Source organism: Thalassobaculum sp. (assembly GCF_040219615.1).
Lineage (GTDB): Bacteria > Pseudomonadota > Alphaproteobacteria > Thalassobaculales > Thalassobaculaceae > Thalassobaculum_A.
The window spans coordinates 155,647-174,535 of the sequence record NZ_JAVJSE010000044.1 but is presented as its reverse complement, the minus strand read 5'-3'; the positions used below and the strand labels follow the sequence as shown (position 1 = coordinate 174,535).

17 protein-coding genes are annotated in these 18,889 nt (G+C 71.0%); 10 read left to right on the top strand and 7 right to left on the bottom strand.

The genetic code is table 11. The features are described 5' to 3' along the window. The 4 genes from RIC31_RS27375 to pcaD all read right to left on the bottom strand — a co-directional run. The coding region (locus RIC31_RS27375) for a lyase family protein (protein WP_350116070.1) at nt 1–697 on the bottom strand (697 nt) is incomplete at its 3' end. 48 nt (nt 698–745) lie between these two features. Continuing rightward, nucleotides 746–1,444, bottom strand: a complete 699-nt coding sequence (gene pcaG / locus RIC31_RS27370; RefSeq protein ID WP_350116067.1) for a protocatechuate 3,4-dioxygenase subunit alpha — start codon at nt 1,442–1,444, stop codon at nt 746–748. Then, nucleotides 1,441–1,836 carry a 4-carboxymuconolactone decarboxylase gene (gene pcaC / locus RIC31_RS27365; protein ID WP_350116064.1) on the bottom strand — a complete coding sequence of 132 codons (396 nt, stop codon included), beginning with the start codon at nt 1,834–1,836 and terminating at the stop codon, nt 1,441–1,443. The genes pcaG and pcaC overlap by 4 nt, the downstream gene beginning before the upstream one ends. Further along, complete coding sequence (gene pcaD, locus RIC31_RS27360; protein ID WP_350116061.1) at nt 1,829–2,623, bottom strand: 3-oxoadipate enol-lactonase; 795 nt, start codon at nt 2,621–2,623, stop codon at nt 1,829–1,831. Before pcaD ends, pcaC begins: the two co-directional genes overlap by 8 nt. Before the next feature lie 177 nt (nt 2,624–2,800). Here pcaD and pcaQ point away from each other — a divergent pair, with 177 nt between their 5' ends. Both pcaQ and RIC31_RS27350 read left to right on the top strand, forming a co-directional pair. Further along, entirely contained in the window at nt 2,801–3,706 is a 906-nt protein-coding gene (gene pcaQ, locus RIC31_RS27355; RefSeq protein ID WP_350116058.1) for a pca operon transcription factor PcaQ, read from the top strand. Between the two features lie 230 nt (nt 3,707–3,936). Further along, a complete protein-coding gene (locus RIC31_RS27350; RefSeq protein ID WP_350116054.1) occupies nt 3,937–4,212 on the top strand; it encodes a hypothetical protein in 276 nt (91 codons plus the stop codon). 69 nt (nt 4,213–4,281) lie between these two features. Here the strand turns inward: RIC31_RS27350 and ppsA are convergent, their stop codons facing one another. After that, on the bottom strand, nt 4,282–6,675 hold the full coding sequence (ppsA, locus tag RIC31_RS27345; protein WP_350116051.1) for a phosphoenolpyruvate synthase: 2,394 nt from the start codon (nt 6,673–6,675) through the stop codon (nt 4,282–4,284). A gap of 18 nt (nt 6,676–6,693) precedes the next feature. Beyond that, entirely contained in the window at nt 6,694–6,903 is a 210-nt protein-coding gene (locus tag RIC31_RS27340) for a hypothetical protein (RefSeq protein WP_350116048.1), read from the bottom strand. 237 nt (nt 6,904–7,140) lie between these two features. Here RIC31_RS27340 and RIC31_RS27335 point away from each other — a divergent pair, with 237 nt between their 5' ends. The 7 genes from RIC31_RS27335 (at nt 7,141) to RIC31_RS27305 (ending at nt 15,017) form a co-directional block, all read left to right on the top strand. Continuing rightward, nucleotides 7,141–9,657, top strand: a complete 2,517-nt coding sequence (locus tag RIC31_RS27335) for a heavy metal translocating P-type ATPase (RefSeq protein WP_350116045.1) — start codon at nt 7,141–7,143, stop codon at nt 9,655–9,657. Between the two features lie 19 nt (nt 9,658–9,676). Continuing rightward, a complete protein-coding gene (gene cueR, locus RIC31_RS27330) occupies nt 9,677–10,171 on the top strand; it encodes a Cu(I)-responsive transcriptional regulator (RefSeq protein ID WP_350116042.1) in 495 nt (164 codons plus the stop codon). Between the two features lie 124 nt (nt 10,172–10,295). Beyond that, the gene (locus RIC31_RS27325) at nt 10,296–10,496 is read left to right on the top strand and encodes a heavy-metal-associated domain-containing protein (protein ID WP_350116039.1); all 201 of its coding nucleotides are present in this window, start codon (nt 10,296–10,298) and stop codon (nt 10,494–10,496) included. A gap of 370 nt (nt 10,497–10,866) precedes the next feature. Beyond that, nucleotides 10,867–11,619 carry a CBS domain-containing protein gene (locus RIC31_RS27320; RefSeq protein WP_350116037.1) on the top strand — a complete coding sequence of 251 codons (753 nt, stop codon included), beginning with the start codon at nt 10,867–10,869 and terminating at the stop codon, nt 11,617–11,619. 139 nt (nt 11,620–11,758) lie between these two features. Further along, nucleotides 11,759–12,517, top strand: coding sequence for a short-chain dehydrogenase/reductase (locus tag RIC31_RS27315; protein ID WP_350116034.1), 759 nt, complete (start codon nt 11,759–11,761; stop codon nt 12,515–12,517). A 26-nt stretch (nt 12,518–12,543) separates the two neighbouring features. Continuing rightward, nucleotides 12,544–14,094, top strand: a complete 1,551-nt coding sequence (locus RIC31_RS27310; RefSeq protein WP_350116031.1) for a class I adenylate-forming enzyme family protein — start codon at nt 12,544–12,546, stop codon at nt 14,092–14,094. After that, nucleotides 14,091–15,017 carry a ketopantoate reductase family protein gene (locus RIC31_RS27305; RefSeq protein WP_350116029.1) on the top strand — a complete coding sequence of 309 codons (927 nt, stop codon included), beginning with the start codon at nt 14,091–14,093 and terminating at the stop codon, nt 15,015–15,017. Before RIC31_RS27310 ends, RIC31_RS27305 begins: the two co-directional genes overlap by 4 nt. Nucleotides 15,018–15,051: 34 nt before the next feature. On the opposite strand, the gene RIC31_RS27300 is transcribed toward RIC31_RS27305, so the two are convergent. Continuing rightward, nucleotides 15,052–16,710, bottom strand: a complete 1,659-nt coding sequence (locus tag RIC31_RS27300; RefSeq protein ID WP_350116026.1) for a methyl-accepting chemotaxis protein — start codon at nt 16,708–16,710, stop codon at nt 15,052–15,054. A 289-nt stretch (nt 16,711–16,999) separates the two neighbouring features. Between RIC31_RS27300 and RIC31_RS27295 the strand changes: the two genes are divergently transcribed. Next, a complete protein-coding gene (locus RIC31_RS27295; protein WP_350116023.1) occupies nt 17,000–18,868 on the top strand; it encodes a dihydroxy-acid dehydratase domain-containing protein in 1,869 nt (622 codons plus the stop codon). Nucleotides 18,869–18,889: the final 21 nt, after the last annotated feature.

Genomic DNA, 18,889 nt, shown 5'->3' with positions numbered 1-18,889 from the left:
CGCGCTGGGTGTGCCAGGGCATGTCGGGCGCACTCAGGCCGAGTTCGTCGGCCAGCGCCTTGCCGACCTCGGCGCCGCGGTCGCCCATCGCCGCCAGTGTCCCGGCCGCGCCGCCGAGCTGGACCGCGAAGACGCGGCCGCGCATTTCGTGAAACCGGCGCAGGTGCCGGGCGAGCGGCGACAGCCAGCCCGCGACCTTCACCCCGAAGGTCGTCGGCAGCGCCTGCTGGGACCGGGTGCGGGCGACCATGATCGTGTCCCGGTGCGCCTCGGCCAGGGAGACCAGCGCCTCGGCCACCGCCGCGAGCCGCAAGGCGAATCCGTCGACGACATCGCGCGCCTGGAGCACGAAGGCGGTATCGACGATGTCCTGGCTGGTCGCTCCCCAGTGGACGAAGGGCGCGGCCTCCTCCCCCGCCGCGCGGCGGAGCTGGGCGACCAGGGCGATCGTCGGCACGCCCGACTTTTCGGTATCGGCGCCGATGGCATCCAGGTCGGGCTCGAACGTCTCGGCGGCGCGGGCGATGCAGTCGGCGGCAAAGGACGGGATCAGGCCCAGCCTGACCTGTGCCCGCGCCAGGGCGGCCTCGACCGCGACCATGGCGTCGACGGCAGCGGCGTCGCCGAAGGCGGCGGCGACGTCAGGATCGCTGAACAGCGGACCCGTGATCCGAGAATCGGTGGCGCTGATGGTCATGCCCCCACGCAGCCGGCTCTGCCGGCCCCTTTCCGCTACACGGTTCCGCTAGACGTCGAAGAAGACCGTCTCGCCGTCTCCCTGCAGCCTGATGTCGAAACGATAGACGGTGCGGCCGTGCACCGGGCGTGCGTCGCCGATCAGCGTCCCCCGCCGGGCCTCGTCGACCGTGTTGAGCACCGGGTCGATCGCGTTGGCCTCTTCCTCGTCGGCGAAATAGATCCGGGTATAGGCATGGGTGAGCATGCCGCGCGCGAACACCGCGACGTTGATGTGCGGCGCCTGGGGTGCGTTGCCCCGCCCCGGGACCGGTCCCGGCTTGACCGTCTCGAACCAGAAGCGGCCGTCGCCGTCGGTGCCTGACCGGCCGAATCCCGTGAAGGTCCCGTCGACCGGCACGTCGTCGCGCGGATCGTCGGCATGGCGGTAGCGGCCGGCGGCGTTGGCCTGCCAGACCTCGACCAGGGTGTTCGGCACCGGCCGGCCTCGCTCGTCGAGCACCCGGCCGGTCACCACGATGCGCTCGCCCAGCGGCTCGCCGTTGCGCGCGCCGTTCTTCGTGAGGTCGGCGTCGAGCTTGCCGACGCTCTCGTGGCCGTAGACCGGGCCGGTCAGCTCGCTCAGCGTCGCCTTCAGCGGCAGCAGCGGCCTGGTCGGGCCGCGCAGCGGCGTCGACTTGTAGTCCGGGTGGATATAGGGGGGATGACTCCCCCAATCGCGGGCGGTGGTGCCCGTGACCTTGGTCATCGCTCGGATCCTCCCTCTGCGTCCAGTTCCTGGTAGACGCCCTTGGCCAGTCCGTAGGCGCGGTTGGCGGCCGGTACCCCGGCGTAGACCGCGACGTGGAACAGCGCTTCCTTGATCTCGTCGCGGGTCGCCCCGGTGTTGCGGGCGGCGCGGATATGCATGGCGAACTCCTCCCAGTGCCCCAGGCTGGCCAGGATCACCAGGGTGAGCAGGCTGCGAGTCGGCCTGGGCAGGCCGGGCCGGGTCCACACCGATCCCCAGGCGCCCTCGGTGATGAAGCGCTGGAAGTCGGCGTCGAACTCGGTCTTGCGGGCCTCGGCCCGGTCGACATGGGCGTCGCCCAGCACCGACCGGCGGACCGCCATGCCGGCGTCGTAGCGCTCCTCAGACAAGACCGGCCTCCTTGAAGAAAGTCAGCATGTGGCCGACCAGGGCCTCCGGCTGCTCGACGCAGGGCAGGTGCCCGGCCTCCGGGATCTCGCGGTAGCGCGCCCCCGGGATGGCGTCGGCCAGGGCCTTGACGATCGCCGGCGGGGTGGCGCCGTCGTCGGCGCCGCAGACCACCAGGGTCGGGACCGCGATGCGGGCGGTGTCGGCCGACAGGTCGGCGTCGCGGATCGCCGCGCAGGCGCCGGCATAGCCCGCGGCCGGGGTGCGCACCAGCATGTTGCGCCAGACCGCCAGCTCCTCGCGCCGGGTCAGGCGGAACACCGGTGCGAACCAGCGCTCCATGACGGCGTCGGCCAGCCCCTCGAGGCCGCCCTGCTCGATCGCGGCGATGCGCGCCTGCCACATGTCCGGCGTCCCGATCTTTGCGGCAGTGTCGCACAGCACCAGGGCCCGAACCCGTGACGGGTTGTCGCGTACCAGTTGCTGGGCGACCAGGCCGCCGATCGACAGGCCGCACAGCAGCGCGCTCTTCACCCCGAGATGGTCGAGCAGGGCGTCCAGGTCGGCGGCGAGCCGCGGAATCCCGTACGGCGCGCTGCCGAGCCCGGTCAGCCCGTGGCCGCGCATGTCGTAGCGGATCGTGCGGAACCGGCCGTCCAGGCGCGCCAGCACCCCGTCCCAGATCCGGAAATCGGTGCCGAGCGAGTTCGCGAACACCAGGGCGGGGGCGTCGTCCGGCCCGTCCACAGCGTAGTGTGTCGGCGTCCCGTCGATGGTCACTGCCTGCATGCCGGTCTCGCTCCCGATCGCCCGTCTTGGGCGTCTGCCCGATGGTGTTGTCTGTTGATGGTCATGCTGACCCGGTGCATTAGTTATGTAAAATGAGATTTCGGCAGTTCTGTTATAACTGTTCGTCGCTGCCGAAGCGGGCGGCGGCGAAAGGGGGCGATGGTGTCCGAGCGGCCGGTGAAATTCAGGCATTTCCGCTGTTTCGCCGAGGTGGCGCGGCTCGGCAGTGTCAACCGCGCCGCCGCCAGCCTGGCGATCACCCAGCCGGCGGTGTCCAAGACCCTGCGCGAGCTCGAGGACATCCTGGAGGTGCCGCTGTTCGAGCGCACCCGGCGTGGCGTGCACCTGACCGAGCAGGGCATCGTGTTCCGCCGGCACGCCGACGCGGTGCTGAACGCGCTGCGGCGCGGGCTGGAGAGCGTCGACGCGTTGCGCGCCGCCGGCGGCGGCTTCGTGACCGTCGGCGTGCTGCCGACCGTGGCGGCCCGGCTGATGCCGGAGACCGTGCGGCGCTTCGGCGAGCTTCAGCCGGCCCAGACCGTGCGGGTGATCTCCGGCACCAACCCGGTGCTGATCGACCGGCTGCGCCAGGGCGAGCTCGACATGCTGGTCGGCCGGCTCAGCAACCCCGAGCGGATGGCTGGGCTGAACTTCGAGTACCTGTATTCCGAGCGCCTCAGCTTCGTGGTCCGGCCCGGCCACCCGCTGCTGGCGGCCCCGGCCTTCGACCTGGACCGACTGCGCGACCACGTGGTGATCCTGCCGACCCCGGAGATGATCATCCGCCCGGCGGTCGAGCGGCTGCTGGCCCAGCACGGCCTGGAGACCCTGCCGCGCTCGGTGGAGAGCGTATCGAACGCGTTCGGGCGCACCTTCACCCGGGCGACCGACGCGATCTGGATCATCTCGCACGGCGTGGTCGCCACCGACCTGGAGGAGGGCGCGCTGGCCGAGCTGGCGGTCGACACCGGAGACAGCCAGGGCCCGGTCGGCCTGACCACGCGGATCGACACGGTGCCGACGGCGGCGGCCCAGGTATTCATGGACACGGTGCGCGCGGTGGCGGAGCGGGTGCGGGGGTAGGGGGCTTCGGCCGGCCTGGTTGCGCGCGACGCCGCGAGGCCGGACGACCCGCCGCGGCGCTTGATCGACATCAAAGCGGGCGCGCCCGGTCACGGGGATACTGCTCGGCGGCGTGAATGGGTGCCGAGGGCCATGCCGGCCCGCACGCCGGTCGCGGTCGCGGCGAAGTCAGACGCCCTTCGCCGACGCGGGCGCGGCGCCCCGGCACAGACAATGCGGAGGACCCTGCGATGCCGGAGATTCTGGATTGGGCGGGCTACTACATGCGCCCGAGTTGCATGCGCCTGCGCCTCTACCCGGACGACGACGGACAGCTCTGCGCCAAGCTGGAAGGTTGGCAGCCTGCGGGATCCGATCCGGCGTCGGGCGGTTCCGGGGAGGCCGAGATCAAGCACTTTCCGGTGCGCCGGACCGATCGCGAGACGGCGCTCGGCTGGGCCATGGCGAACGCCGACGAGCACGGCTACCCGGTGGTCCTGCTGCAGGACGAGATGCCGCCGCGCTGAAGCCGCCGCCGGCGGTCCGGCGGGCCGCGATCACCCAGGCGCCGGTCATCGGATCCTGGCGATACTCCCTCACGACGGAGCCGTCGCCTCGGCGGCCGCGACCCGGTGCTTCACGGACACGAAGCTGTCCGGCGTGACCGAGATCGAATCGATGCCGCAGCTCACCAGAAACTCGGCGAACTCGGGATGGTCGCTGGGCGCCTGGCCGCACAGCCCGACCTTGGCGCCGGCCTTGTGGGCCTCGGTGATGACGTTGCGGATCATCCATTTCACCGCCTCGTCCTGCTCGTCGAACAGCTCGGCGAGTTCGGCCGAATCCCGGTCGACGCCGAGCGTCAGCTGGGTGAGGTCGTTGCTGCCGATGGAGAAGCCGTCGAAGCGCCGCGCGAATGCCTCGGCCAGGATCACGTTCGACGGGATCTCGCACATCACGTAGACCTCGAGGCCGCGCTCGCCGCGTCGCAGCCCGTTCTCCGCCATGACCTCCAGCACCCTGTCGGCCTCGGCCGCCGACCGGCAGAACGGGATCATGACGATCACGTTGTCGAAGCCCATGGTCTCGCGCAGCCGCCCGATGGCGCGGCACTCGAGCGCGAAGCCGTCGCGATAGCGCGGCGAGTAGTAGCGCGAGGCGCCGCGGAACCCGAGCATCGGGTTCTCCTCCTTCGGCTCGAAGGCGGCGCCGCCGATCAGGTTGGCGTATTCGTTGGTCTTGAAGTCGCTCATCCTGACGATCACGGGCGCCGGGTACACCGACGCCGCGATCCGGGCGAGACCGCGCGACAGGCGGTCGACGAAGTACTCGGTCCTGTCGTCGTAGCCGGCGGTCAGCTCCTCGATGGCCTGCCGCGCCGCCGGGTCGGTGACGGCCTCGGGGCGCACCAGCGCCATCGGGTGCACCTTCACCATGTTGGCGATCACGAACTCCATGCGCGCGAGCCCGACGCCGTCGGCCGGCAGCCGCCACCAGCGCAGCGCCGCCGCCGGATTGGCGAGATTCAGCATCACCTTGGTTCGGGTGGCCGGGATCGCTCCGAGATCGAGCGGCACCCGTTCGTAGACGGCCGTGCCCTCGTAGACGAAACCCTTGTCGCCCTCGGCGCAGGACACCGTGACCGCCTGCTCGTCATGCAGCACGCGGGTCGCGTCGCCGGCGCCGACGATCGCCGGCAGGCCGAGTTCGCGGCTGACGATCGCGGCATGCGAGGTGCGGCCGCCGTGGTCGGTGACGATCGCCGCCGCCCGTTTCATGACCGGCACCCAGTCGGGGTCGGTCGTCCGGGTGACCAGCACCGAACCGTCCACGAACCGCCCGATGTCGGCGGCGTCCTCGATCACGCAGACCGGCCCGGCCACGACCGCGTCGCCGATGCTGAGGCCAGATGCCAGCAGCCGCCCCTTGGAGCCGATGGTGTAGGTGGCGAGGCTCTCGGCGCCGCGCCGGGACTGCACGGTTTCCGGGCGGGCCTGCACGACGAACATTTCGCCCGTCTCGCCGTCCTTCGCCCACTCCACGTCCATCGGCTGGCCGTAGTGGTCCTCGATCACGCAGGCCCAGCGCGCCAGTGTCAGGATCTCGCCGTCGGCGAGCACGAAGGCGGCGCGTTCGGCCTTCGAGGTCGGCACGGTCCTGGTCGCGCGACCGCCGCCCTCGGCGTAGATCAGCTTGCGGTCCTTGCCGCCACGGGTCTTCCCGACGATCGGAACCGACGAGCCGTCGGCCAGCAGCGGCTTGAACACCTGGTATTCGTCCGGGTCGACGGTGCCCTGGACGACGGTCTCGCCGAGACCCCAGGCCGCGTCGATCAGCACCATCCGGTCGAAGCCGGTCTCGGTGTCGATCGTGAACATCACGCCGGCGCCGCCGAGGTCGGCGCGGACCATGCGCTGCACGCCGACGGACAGCGCGACCTTCAGGTGATCGAAGCCCTTGGCCTGCCGGTAGCTGATGGCGCGGTCGGTGAACAGCGACGCAAGGCACCGCCGACAGGCATCGACCAGGGCATCCTCGCCGCGGATGTTCAGGAAGCTCTCCTGCTGACCGGCGAAGCTGGCGTCCGGCAGGTCTTCGGCGGTGGCACTGGAGCGCACCGCCACGTCGGCCTCGTCCCGGCCGGCCCGGCGGCAAAGCTCGCGGTACCCGCCGCGGATCGCGCCGGCGACATCGTCCGGCCAGTCGCCGGCAAGGAAGGCCCGGCGGATCGCCTGACCGGCCTCGGCGAGCGGGAACCTGCCGGCGGCGAGGTCAGCGAGCGTCGTCGCGATCGTGTCGCGCAACCGGTTGTGGTCGACGTACCGCCAATAGGCGTCGGCAGTCGTCGCGAAGCCCGGCGGGACCCGCACGCCGGCCGTCGACAGGTTGCCGATCAGTTCGCCCAGCGAGGCGTTCTTGCCGCCGACGCGCGGCACGTCGGCGCGCCGCAGATAGTCGAACCGGACGACGAACTCCGCACTCTCGGGCATCGGTGTCTCCCTCGTGGTTCAGGCGTCGGCGCCGCGCAGCCGGAACCTCGGCTCGAACGCGGCGATCAGAGCCAGCCATTCCTCCATCGGCCGCGTCATCAGGAAGCGACCGACAACCTCCGCGCCCACCAGTGCCTCGTGGTCTTCGACCGTCGGGAACCGCAGACCCGGCTTGCTGCCGTCCTGTTCCATGGTCCGACGGTCGGCGACCAGGAGCGGATGAGCCATGATCTGCGTCAATCGGGCCGCGCGGCCTTTGCACGGTGACGGGCGCAGATCGTCCCGAGTCACCGGCCCTGAAACCGGGCATGGGTTGCTTTCGAACGGGGCCTTCACGCCCGACCGTCGGAAATCGCCGCAAGGCCCTTGACCTTCCCATCATGGGAACCCCCATCTTGCAGTCGAACGGACGCTCGATGAGGAACGACGATGGTGGCGCAAGTGCATTCGGCGGCGGGTGAGGGAATGCAATCCCCTGGCCGCACGCTCGAGTTCGTGATCGACGGGATGAGCTGCGCGTCCTGTGTGGGACGCGTCGAGAAGGCCCTGCGGGCGGTGCCGGGCGTGACCGACGCCTCGGTGAACCTGGCGACGAGCCGGGCAACCGTGGCGACGGCGGGCGCCGTCCGGCCGCCGGAGCTGGTGAGGGTCGTCGAGGCCGCCGGGTACGAAGTGCCCGCCGAGACCGCCGAACTCGCCATCGACGGCATGACCTGCGCCTCCTGCGTCTCGCGGGTCGAAAAGGCGCTGGAGAAGGTCCCGGGGGTGATCGATGCCGCCGTCAACCTCGCCACCGGGCGCGCGACGGTGCGCTCGGCCGGCGGCGTCGACGCCGCCGCCCTGGTGGCGGCCGTGTCCGAAGCCGGCTATGAGGCACGGTTGTCGAGCGGCAGCGGCGGCGCCGACGCCGACGCGGAACAGGAGCGGCGAAGCCTGGAACTGTCCCGGTTGCGTCGGAGCCTTGCGCTCGCGGCCCTGCTGACGCTGCCGATCGTCGTCCTCGAGATGGGCTCGCACCTGGTCGGGCCGTTCGGCCACTGGCTGGACGCGGCACTCGGCCGGCAGCCGGTCCTGTACCTCTCCTTCGTCCTTGCCAGCGTCGTCCAGTTCGGGCCGGGCCTGCGGTTCTACGCCAAGGGGGTGCCGGCGCTGCTGCGGGCGGCGCCCGACATGAACTCGCTGGTCGTGCTGGGGACCTCCGCCGCCTACGGGTATTCGGTCGTCGCGACCTTCGCGCCCGACCTGCTGCCCGAGGGGACCGTCAACGTCTACTACGAGGCGGCGGCGGTCATCGTCACGCTGATCATGCTGGGTCGCTATCTGGAGGCGGTCAGCAAGGGCCGGACCAGCGAGGCGATCCGGCGGCTGGTCGGCCTGCAGCCGAAGACGGCGCGCGTGCGACGTGACGGCATCGTCACCGAGGTTCCGCTGAACGATGTCCTGGTCGGCGACCTCGTGGTGGTGCGGCCCGGAGACCGGTTGCCGGTGGACGGCATGGTGTCGGAGGGGTCGTCCTACGTCGACGAATCGATGATCAGCGGCGAACCCGTGCCGGTCGCGAAGTCGGCCGGCGCCGAAGTCGTCGGCGGCACGATCAACAAGACCGGCAGCTTCACCTTCACGGCGACCAAGGTCGGCAGCGACACGCTGCTCGCCCAGATCATCCGGATGGTGGAGCAGGCCCAGGGCGCGAAGCTGCCGATCCAGGCGCTGGTCGACCGGGTGACCGCGTGGTTCGTGCCGGCGGTCATCGCCGTCGCCGTGCTCACCGCCGGCGTGTGGCTCGCCTTCGGGCCCGAGCCGGCCCTGACCTTCGCGCTGGTGAACGCGGTGGCGACGCTGATCATCGCCTGCCCCTGCGCCATGGGGCTCGCCACCCCGACCTCCATCATGGTCGGCACCGGCCGCGCGGCCGAGCTCGGCATCCTGTTCCGCAAGGGCGACGCGCTGCAGACCCTGCGGGACACGTCGGTCGTCGCCCTGGACAAGACCGGGACATTGACGGCCGGTCGGCCGGAGCTCACCGACCTGCTGGTGGCCGACGGCCACGACGAGGCCGAGGTTCTGCGCCTGGTCGCCGCCGCGGAGGCCCGGTCCGAGCATCCGATCGCCGGTGCCATCGTCGCGGCCGCCGAGCGGCGCAGCGTCGGTCCCGCGGCGGTTTCCGCCTTCGAAGCCCTGCCGGGGCTGGGCATCGTCGCCACGGTGGACGGCCGGGTGGTGCTGGTCGGCGCCGACCGGCTGATGCGGCAGTCGGGCATCGACTGCTCCGGCTTCGGGGACCGGGCCGCCGCCCTCGCCGACGATGCGAAGACGCCGCTGTATGTGGCGATCGACGGCGGGATCGCCGCGCTGGTCGCGGTGGCGGATCCGATCAAGGCGTCGACGCCGGCGGCGATCGCAGCGCTCCACGGACTCGGCCTGAAGGTCGCGATGATCACCGGCGACAGCCGGCGGACCGCCGAGGCCGTGGCGCGGCGGCTGGGGATCGACGAGGTCATTGCCGAGGTGCTGCCGGACGGCAAGCTGCAAGCGGTCCGCAATCTGCGGGCGGGCGATCGCAAGGTCGCCTTCGTCGGCGACGGCATCAACGACGCGCCGGCCCTGGCGGAGGCGGATGTCGGGATCGCGATCGGCACCGGGACCGACGTGGCGATCGAGACCGCCGACGTGGTTCTGATGTCGGGCGATCTGCGCAACGTCGCGAATGCGATCGGGCTGTCGCAGGCGACGATCCGGAACATCCGCGAGAACCTGTTCTGGGCGTTCGCCTACAACGTCAGCCTGATACCCGTCGCCGCTGGCGCCCTCTATCCGTTCTACGGCGTGCTTCTGTCGCCGATCGTGGCGGCCGGCGCCATGGCGCTGTCCAGCGTCTTCGTGCTCAGCAACGCGCTCAGGCTCCGCCGGTTCAGGCCGGCCCTCGATGCCGACGTCTCGGCCGATCCCCAGCTTCGGCCCGGCCTGGCGGGTGCGGCGTGAACCGCCAAAGGAGGACTGCATGAACATCGGCGACGCAGCCCGGGCCTCGGGCGTCTCGGCGAAGATGATCCGCTACTACGAGGGCATCGGCCTGATCCCGAGGGCGGGGCGGACGGAAGCCGGCTACCGGGTGTATTCCGAACAGGACGTCCACTCGCTCCGGTTCGTGCGCCGTGCCCGCGATCTCGGTTTCTCGGTCGAACAGATCGCCGAGCTGCTTGCGCTGTGGCGTGACCGGGATCGTGCGAGCGTCGACGTCAAGCGACTGGCATCGGAGCATGTCCGGGTCCTGGAGGAGCGCGTGGCCCAGCTCCTGCAGATGGCCGAGACGCTGCGCCATCTCGCCGAGCACTGCCACGGCGACGAGCGGCCGGAGTGCCCGATCATCGACGAACTGGCCGGCGCCGGGAACGGGACGGTGACGGAGGCGCCGTACAAGCCCGGCCTGCTGCCGCGGCGAAAGGCCGGCACGGCGGCAACCGCCGGGAGCGCTCCGGCCTGTCACGGCGACTGAGGCAGCCAGGCGCCGCGATAGCGACTTGACCTTCCAGCGGTTGGAACCACTAGCGTCGATCCCGAGCGGAGCCGCACCCGGATGCGGCGCCAGTGCAACGGACAGTCCAGAAGGAACGACAGCGATGACGGCGAGTTTCAAGGTTCAGGAGATCCACTGCGGGGCCTGTGCGAAGCGGGTCACGACGGCTATTCAGGCCGTGCAGCCCGGGGCGAACGTGCAGGTGGACATCGCGTCCGGCCTCGTCACGGTTCACCCGGCCGGCGATGCCGGTGCGATCGCCAAGGCCATCTCGGACGCCGGCTATCCGGCGGCGGCGGCTTGAGCCGTTCTGCCAGGACGGGCGCGGCGCCGGGCATGTCGAAGGGAAGTGTGACGGCTCGCTGAACAAAGTGTCGGAGCCGATTGACCGAGATCAACAGATCCCGGAATACAACGCGTAAGCTGCCGGTATTCTGCGGGCTTGGATGTGAGAACTCACGTCAGGCGGGCCGATATGGCGGCAGGCCGGAACGCCATGGACGATCCGTATGCGCGGCGCCCGTTCTGACTCCGGCGCATGACGCCGGGGCAGTCTTGGGCGAACACCACGGTCGAGGCGCCGAGGCCATGGTGATGTTGCAGTGCGAGGCGCTCGGGGGACCCATCGAACTGTCCGGGCACGCGTTGCGTGCCTGTCGGCATGCCGCTCCGCGATGGTAGCGCCGGCGAGCATGCCGTCGCAGGGTCTATCAAGGAGGCAAACGGCCATGCAGGCAAAAGACATCATGACGACGGCGGTCGCGACCGTGCCGCCGGAGACGACGGTTCAGGACGTCGCAAAGCTGCTGCTGGAGCGTCGGATCAGCGCGGTTCCGGTCGTCGACGGCGACGGCAAGGTGCTCGGGATCGTCAGCGAGGGCGACCTCATGCGGCGCCCGGAGACCGGCACGGAGCGTCACCCGTCCTGGTGGCTCAGCCTTCTCGACAACTCCGAGGAGAGGGCGCTCGAATACGTCAGGTCGCACGGCGGTACGGCGGGCGATGTCATGACGCGTGACGTCAGGAGCGTCGACGAGAACGCCACGCTCGAGGAGATTGCCGAGAAACTCGAACGGCATCACATCAAGCGCGTGCCGGTGCTGCGCGGCGATCGCCTGGTCGGGATCGTCAGCCGTGCCGATCTTCTGCGCGGCCTGGTCGCGCGTCGGGCCGCGCCGGCCGTCACCGCATCGGACGACGAGGTGAAGAAGGCCGTCGAAGCGGCGATCCTTGAAGCCGGCGCCGGCTTCGCGTTCCTGAGCGTCGTGGTGTCCGGCGGCGTCGTCCACATCTGGGGTTCGGTTGGAACGGAGGTCGAGAAGCGGGCGGCCGGCATGGCCGCGGAGGGCGTGCCGGGCGTCAAGAGCGTGCGCAACGAGATCGGCATCCTGCCGCCGCGGATCCGCGCCATGATGTGGGGCCAGTAACCGCTTTCCGGCGGTCGGGCCGGAAGGCGGCGCGCAATCGGTCAACCCGGGCACGACTCCCCGCGCCGTCGGGGGGCTTGGCGTCGTCGCCGCAGGCACCGACAATCCCTGCAGCGACGAAACCCCAGGGAGGCCGAACATGGATCTGCAAATCGCCGGCAAGCGCGTGGTGGTGACGGGCGGCTCGAAGGGCATCGGGCTGGCGGTGGCCGAGGCGTTCCTGGGCGAGGGGGCCACGGTCACCCTGGTGGCGCGCGACGCCGGGCGGCTGGACGAGGCGGCCAAGGGGCTGCCCGGCCATGTCGCCACCATGGCGCTCGATCTCTCGAAGCCGGCCGACCGCGAGAAGCTGGCGGCCGAGCACGGCGACGCCGATGTGCTGGTCAACAACGCCGGCGCGATCCCCGGCGGCGGGCTGTTCGACATCGACATGGCGCGCTGGGAGCAGGCCTGGGCGCTGAAGGTCATGGGCTACATCCACCTCACCCAGCTGTATCTGGCGCGCATGAAGGAGCGCGGCGACGGCACCATCCTGAACGTCATCGGCATGGCCGGCCGGCAGCCGCGCTGGGACTACGTCTGCGGCGGTGCCGGCAACGCCGCGCTGAACGCCTTCACCAACGCGGTCGGGGGCAAGTCGCCGGAATGGGGTGTCAGGGTGTTCGGCATCCACCCGGCCGCCACCCGGACCGACCGCATCGTGGCGCTGTCCAAGTCGCGGGCCAAGACCGCGTTCGGCGACGAGTCGCGCTGGGAGGAGATGCTGACCGGCCTGCCGTTCGGTCGCCCGGCCGAGCCGGAGGAGATCGCGGCGATGGCGGTCATGCTGGCCTCGCCGAAGGTCGCCTACCTGTCGGGCACGGTGATCGACGTCGACGGCGGCGCGCAGTTCCGCTGACCGGGGCCGCCGAGGGGCGCCGGGGGATGGAGACCGGTCTGGAAGTGCCGGCGGCGGCGCGCAGCGCCCGCAGCACGGTGGCGGGCCTGCTGCTGCAGCAGGTCCGGCTGAGCCCGCTCGCGGTTGCGGTCGACGACGGCGCCCGGCGGCTCGACTACGGGCAGTTCGTCGACCGGGTGCGCCGGCTGGCCGGGCTGCTGGCGACGCGAGGCGTGGGTCGCGGCGACCGGGTCGCGATCCTGTCGGAGAACCGGCTGGAATACCTGGAGTGCTATTTCGCCGCCGCCTGGCTCGGCGCCATCCTGGCCTGCCAGAACTGGCGGCTGTCGGCCGGCGAGCTGCGGCATTGCCTGGACCTGGTGGAGCCGAAGGCGGTGCTGGCCTCGCCGAGGCATCGACCGAAGCTGGAAGAGCTGGGGCGCGGCGAAGGGGTCGTCGAGTTCGGTGCCGGCTACGAGGCGGATCTGGCGGCGGCCGAGCCGGCCGACTTCGACCCGCTCGAGGCGGTCGACCCGGAGGATCCGCTGCTGATCCTGTACACCAGCGGCACCACCGGCCTGCCGAAGGGGGCGGTGATCTCGCACCGCGCCGAGATCGTCCGCAACCTGGTGATCCGGGCCGAGTTCGGGGTGGCGCCCGAGGACGCCTTCGCCGCCTGGTCGCCGCTCTACCACATGGGGGCGGCCGAGTGCTCGATCGGCGCCCTGATGACCGGTGGCAAGGTGATCCCGGTCGACGGCTTCGACCAGGCACGGCTGGCCGAGGTGATCGCGACCGAGCCGCTGGGCTGGCTGCTGCTGATGCCGGGCATGGTCGGCGCCTTCGCCGACGAGCTGGAGCGCCGTGTCGTCGGCGCGCGCGGGGTGAAGGTCTGCGGGGTGATGGCCGATCTGGTGCCGCCGGCCGACATCGCCCGCATCACCCGGCTGCTCGGCGCCCCCTACGCCAACACCTTCGGGGCGACCGAGACCGGCTGCCCGCCCTGCTCGTCCAGCCTGCTGCCGGTCGGCGAGGCGCCGGCGCGGCTGTCGAAGCGCCAGTCCCCGTTCTGCGAGGTCCGGCTGGTCGACGCCGACGACAACGAGGTGCCGGACGGCACGCCGGGCGAACTGACCATGCGCGGCCCGACCCTGTTCAGCGGCTACTGGCGCAACCCCGAGACCAACGCCCGCGACTTCCGCGGCGGCTGGTTCCACATGGGCGACGTGTTCGTGCGCAATCCGGACGGCACGCTGGATTTCGTCGACCGGGTGAAATACCTGATCAAGTCCGGCGGCGAGAACATCTACCCGGCCGAGATCGAGCGGGTGCTGCTGGCCGACCCAAGGGTCGCCGACGCCGCGGTGGTGCGACGGCCGGACCCCAGGTGGGGCGAGGTGCCGGTGGCGTTCGTCGCCCGCCGGGACGATTCCGTGACCGAGGCCGAGCTGTACGCCCGCTGCCGCGCCGAGCTCGCCGGCTACAAGCAGCCGAAGGACATCCGCTTCATCGGTCCCGACGACTTCCCGCGCAGCGCGTCGGGCAAGATCCAGCGCCACGAGCTGGAGAATCGGCTGACGCAGGGGGAGGGGTCGTGACCGGGGAGGGTGCGTTGCGGGTCTGCGTGTTCGGGGCCGGCGCGGTCGGCTGCTATTTCGGCGGACTGCTGGCGCGGGCGGGGCACGATGTCACCTTCGTCGGCCGGCCGGCCCATGTCGACGCGATCAACCGGCACGGGCTGCTCCTGGAGACCGCGGCGGGCAGGGAGCATGTGCCGGCGCGGGCCGCGGTCGACGCCGCCGGCATCGACCGGCCGGACCTGGTGATGGTCTGCGTGAAATCGGCCGACACCGAGGGCGTGGCGCGCTCGCTGGCCGGGCGCCTGGGGCCGCACACGACGGTCCTCAGCCTGCAGAACGGCATCGACAACGCCGAGCGCTTCGCCGCGGTGGCCGGCCGGTCGGCGGTTCCGGCGATCGTCCATGCCGGCACCGGGATGGCCGGTCCGGGCCATGTCAGGCACCACGGCGGCGGCGAGCTGGTGATCGGGGCGGCGCCGGACGGCGCGGCGCTTGCCGGGGTGCTCGCGGCGGCCGGCATCCCGACGACGGTGTCGGACGACATCGACGCGGCGCTGTGGGGCAAGCTGGTCACCAACTGCGCCTACAACGGGCTGTCGGCGATCGGGGCGATCCCCTACGCACCGATGCTGCAGACCGACGGCGCGCGCGAGGTGATGCTGGGCGTGGTGGCCGAGTGCACGGCGGTCGCCGCGGCCTGCGGGGTGACGCTGCCGGCGGACACCGCGGCGCAGATGCTGGCGGTCGCCGAACGCATGCCCGGGCAGCTGTCGTCGACCGCCCGCGACCTGCTGCGCGGCAAGCCGAGCGAGATCGACTTCCTGAACGGCTACGTGGTGCGCAAGGGGGCCGAGCACGGCATCCCGACGCCGATCAACCTGACGCTGATGGTGGCGGTCAGGCTGGCGGAGAAGGGCCGGCCGCCGGCCCCGACCGGCTGAGACGGCGCCGGACGAACCGGCGCCGCCCGCGGCGTCACGCCGCCCGGATCCGCTCGATGAAGGTCTCGACCTGGCCGCGCAGCGAAACGAACTGACTGTCGAGCAGGCCGGCCGCCTGCGAGACGCTCCCCACCGACCGGCCGGTCTCCATCGACATCTCGCTGACCCGGCGGATCGTCTCGGCGGTCTGCTCGACCGTCCGGGCGGCCTCCTGGGCGCTGCGGGAGATCTCCTGGGTGGCGGCGCCCTGCTGCTCGACCGACGCCGCAACCGAGGCGGTGATCGTGTTGATCTCCTCGGTGGTGGCGGTGATCCGTCCGATCGCCTCGACGGCGGTGCCGGTGGCGGCCTGGATGGCGGCGATCTGCCCGGAGATCTCCTCGGTCGCCTTGGCGGTCTGGGTGGCCAGGCTCTTGACCTCCGAGGCGACCACCGCGAAGCCCTTGCCGGCCTCGCCGGCGCGGGCCGCCTCGATCGTCGCGTTCAGCGCCAGCAGGTTGGTCTGCTCGGCGATGCTCTGGATCAGCGAGATGACGTCGCCGATCTTCTCGGCGGCCTCGGCGAGCCCGCGGACCTGCTCGTTGGTGGTCTGGGCGGTGCTCGACGCCTCCCGGGTGATCTGGGCCGACTGCCCGACCTGGCGGTTGATCTCCAGGATCGAGCTGCTGAGCTGCTCGGCGGCGGTCGCCACGGCCTGGACGGCGGCATTGGTCTGCTGGGACGTCTCCGCCACCTCGTTGGCCTCGCGGACCGCGGCGTCGGTCGCCGCGACGGCACGGTCGGCCGTGCCGCTCATCTCCGAGGCGGCCGAGGAGACGGTGTCGACCACCGACTTCACCGAGGCCTCGAACTCGTCGGAGAGCGACATCATGGCGGTTCGCCGCTCCTCGGCGGCCGCCTTCTCCTGGCGTTCGCGCTCGCCGCGCAGCGTGTCGATCTCGAGGGCGTTCTCCTTGAACACCTGGACCGCCCCGGCCATGGTCGCCAGCTCGTCGCGGTTGGCGGTGTAGGGCACCTCGGTGGCGAGCTCGCCGCGCGCCAGCCGGGTCATCGCCGCGGTCAGCCCGGCCAGGCCGGAGACGATGCTGCGGGTCACCAAGATCACCAGCGGCAGGAACACGGCGAGCGCGACGACCGAGGCCAGGATCGCCGCGGTCAGGGACCGGTCGACCGCCTCGTTCGCCGCGGCCAGCTGGCCTTCCAGCAACGCGTTCGCGCCCCGGTCGACGGCCGCCAGCGACGCCGCGAAGCGCTCGCCCGCGCCGTCGATCACGTCGTCGATCCGGGCGAACGCGTCGTCGGCGGCGTTGCTCTCGATCGCCTTGGCGAGGTCGACCTGGATCGCCTTCGCGAGTGCTGCGAAGTCGGCCTCGAGGGGGCCGGTGATGTCGCCGGCCCCGGCCCGGATGCCGAGGGCCTCGATGTCGGCCAGATGAGCTTCGATGTACCCGACTGCCTGGCCGATCACTTCCTTCCGCTCGGGGTTGATGGAGCCCTCGGCCTTGTCGATGATCGAGTCCATCGCCGCCAGCAGCAGCTCGATGTTCTTCCGCCTGGCCTCGCCGAGAATGTCCTGCGCAGCCTTCAGCTCGGCGACCTGGGCCGTGGTCGACTTGACGGCTCCGGCGGCCATGAACTGGAGCCCGCCGAGCAGGGCGATCGCGACGATGGCCGCCGCGGCGACCACGATCATTCGATTTCGAATGGTCCAAAGACCTGTGAAACTGCGCATTTCCAAATCCCTCCGAGCCTTCTCCCGGCGCAATTCGCGCAAAATAGAGATAAAAAATGCTTAACGCGGGGCCGTTGTCTCCGTCGGCCGAGCTCGCGAAGTGTGTGCGACGCGCGGTGCGGTCGGGCCCGGCTTGGCGGAGAAACCGCCGATGCACTAACATTCCGTCTGGACCAATCGACCGGGGCGGGTCAGCCTCCCGGGCCGTCACCGCTCGCCGACCGTCTGTCGCCGTCTTAAGGAACCTCCCGTGAAGAACTCAAAGACCGTCCTCATCGACCGCCACCCGGGCCGATCCACCCAGACCATCGGGCTCGCGCGCGAACTCGGCACCGACCCGGAACTGATCCACGAGCCGTCGGTCGGCGTGGTCGGCACCAAGGGCGACAGCCAGTGCTATCTCGGCGTCGCGGCGAAGGTCGATGCCATCCATGCCTGCCTGAAGAGCCGCATCGGCCAGGGCAAGGACGACCTCAAGCTGCGCCTCGTCCAGCCGGAATTCACGATCGCCACCTCCGACGGCATCCGCAACGGCACCCGCGAGATGCGCTACTCGCTGATCGGCCGCGAGGTTACCCACGACGCGCTGTGCGAGCATCTGGAGGCGACCGGCCTGGCCGGCACCATCGCGGTGGTGGCGTGCGACAAGCCGCCGGTCGGCACGCTGGCCGCCCTGCTGGAACACAACCAGCCGGCCATCATCATGTCGGACGGACCGATCCACCCGGGCCACGACCCGAAGACCGGCGAGGCGCTGGACATCGTCAGCGCCTACCAGGTCGCCGGCCACCCGGACCCCGAGTACCGCCACCACATCGCCTGCCACGCCTGCCCGGGCTTCGGCAGCTGCGGCGGCATGTTCACCTACAACACCATGCAGACCTTCATCGGCGTGGTCGGCATGCAGCCGCTGCAGATGGTGGCGCCGGCCTCCGACGACCCGCGCCGGCTGACCGAGTTCCCGGCCGAACTGGTCGAGCATCTGGCGGCCATGATCGACGCCGACCTGAAGCCGCGCGACATCGTCCAGCGCGACTCCCTGCGCAACGCGGTGATCGTGGCGATGTCGATCGGCGGCTCGACCAACGTCACCCTGCACGCGCCGGAGATCGCCCGGGCCGCCGGCTTCGGCGACTTCTGGAAGGAGGTCATGACGCCGGAGGAGTTCAACCACCTGTCGCAGTATGTGGTGCCGGTGCTGACCGACGCCCGGCCCTACGGCAAATACTCGATGGTCGACATCGACGAGGTCGGCGGCGTGCAGGTGATCGTCCGCGAGCTGCTGGACGCCGGCCTGCTGAACGGCGAGGTCATGACCTGCACCGGCGAGACCCTGGCCGCCCAGGTCGCCCGTCTCGAGGCGAAGCCGGTCGACGGCAGGGTCGTCTATCCGGTCGCGAAGCCGTACAAGCCGACCGGCGGCCTGCGGGTCCTGGGCGGCAACCTGTCGCCCGACTTCTCGGCGATCCTGAAGCTCGCCGGCGTCGAGGGCGGCCTGGAGAACAACACCTTCATCGGCAAGGCGCGGGTATTCGAGGGCGAGCAGGGGCTGCTGAAGGCGCTCGACGAGACGCCGGGCAGCTTCGAGAACCACGACATGATCATCGTGCGCTACGAGGGGCCGAGCGGCGCGCCGGGCATGCCGGAGATGCTCGACCCGACCTCGCGGATCACCACGCTGTGCCGCGAGCGCGGCATCGTGGTCGGGCTGATGACCGACGCCCGGTTCTCCGGCGGGTCGGTCGGATTGGTGATCGGCCATGTCGGCCCCGAGGCGGCGCTCGGCGGCCCGATCGCGTTCATCGAGGACGGCGACGAGATCGTGGTCGACCTGAACGCCAACGAGTTGACCTGCACCGCGCTGAACGACCCGGCGACGCTGGCGACGCGCAAGGTGGCCTGGGACAAGGCGGTGGCCGACAACGGCGGCATCCACCCGAACTGCGGCATTGCCGACACGCGGCTGCTGCACCGCGCCCGCCACACCGCGGTGCCGGCGACCCGCGGCGGCGGCCTGCACCCGAACCGCGAGGTCTGGGTGCGCGAGCCGCGCGAGGCCGCGCGTTCGGGCTTCATGCCGAGGAACCGGTACCGGCCGGAGACCGACAAGGCGTTCTGAGCGCCGGACCGGGTACTCTCG

Excerpts from the sequence above, each read along its gene's own strand:
- pcaG (WP_350116067.1), bottom strand. The coding sequence starts at position 1,444 with ATGACCAAGGTCACGGGCACCACCGCCCGCGATTGGGGGAGTCATCCC.
- pcaD (WP_350116061.1), bottom strand. The coding sequence starts at position 2,623 with ATGCAGGCAGTGACCATCGACGGGACGCCGACACACTACGCTGTGGAC.
- RIC31_RS27350 (WP_350116054.1), top strand. The coding sequence starts at position 3,937 with ATGCCGGAGATTCTGGATTGGGCGGGCTACTACATGCGCCCGAGTTGC.
- ppsA (WP_350116051.1), bottom strand. The coding sequence starts at position 6,675 with ATGCCCGAGAGTGCGGAGTTCGTCGTCCGGTTCGACTATCTGCGGCGC.
- RIC31_RS27340 (WP_350116048.1), bottom strand. The coding sequence starts at position 6,903 with ATGGCTCATCCGCTCCTGGTCGCCGACCGTCGGACCATGGAACAGGAC.
- RIC31_RS27335 (WP_350116045.1), top strand. The coding sequence starts at position 7,141 with ATGCAATCCCCTGGCCGCACGCTCGAGTTCGTGATCGACGGGATGAGC.
- cueR (WP_350116042.1), top strand. The coding sequence starts at position 9,677 with ATGAACATCGGCGACGCAGCCCGGGCCTCGGGCGTCTCGGCGAAGATG.
- RIC31_RS27325 (WP_350116039.1), top strand. The coding sequence starts at position 10,296 with ATGACGGCGAGTTTCAAGGTTCAGGAGATCCACTGCGGGGCCTGTGCG.
- RIC31_RS27320 (WP_350116037.1), top strand. The coding sequence starts at position 10,867 with ATGGTAGCGCCGGCGAGCATGCCGTCGCAGGGTCTATCAAGGAGGCAA.
- RIC31_RS27315 (WP_350116034.1), top strand. The coding sequence starts at position 11,759 with ATGGATCTGCAAATCGCCGGCAAGCGCGTGGTGGTGACGGGCGGCTCG.
- RIC31_RS27310 (WP_350116031.1), top strand. The coding sequence starts at position 12,544 with ATGGAGACCGGTCTGGAAGTGCCGGCGGCGGCGCGCAGCGCCCGCAGC.
- RIC31_RS27300 (WP_350116026.1), bottom strand. The coding sequence starts at position 16,710 with ATGATCGTGGTCGCCGCGGCGGCCATCGTCGCGATCGCCCTGCTCGGC.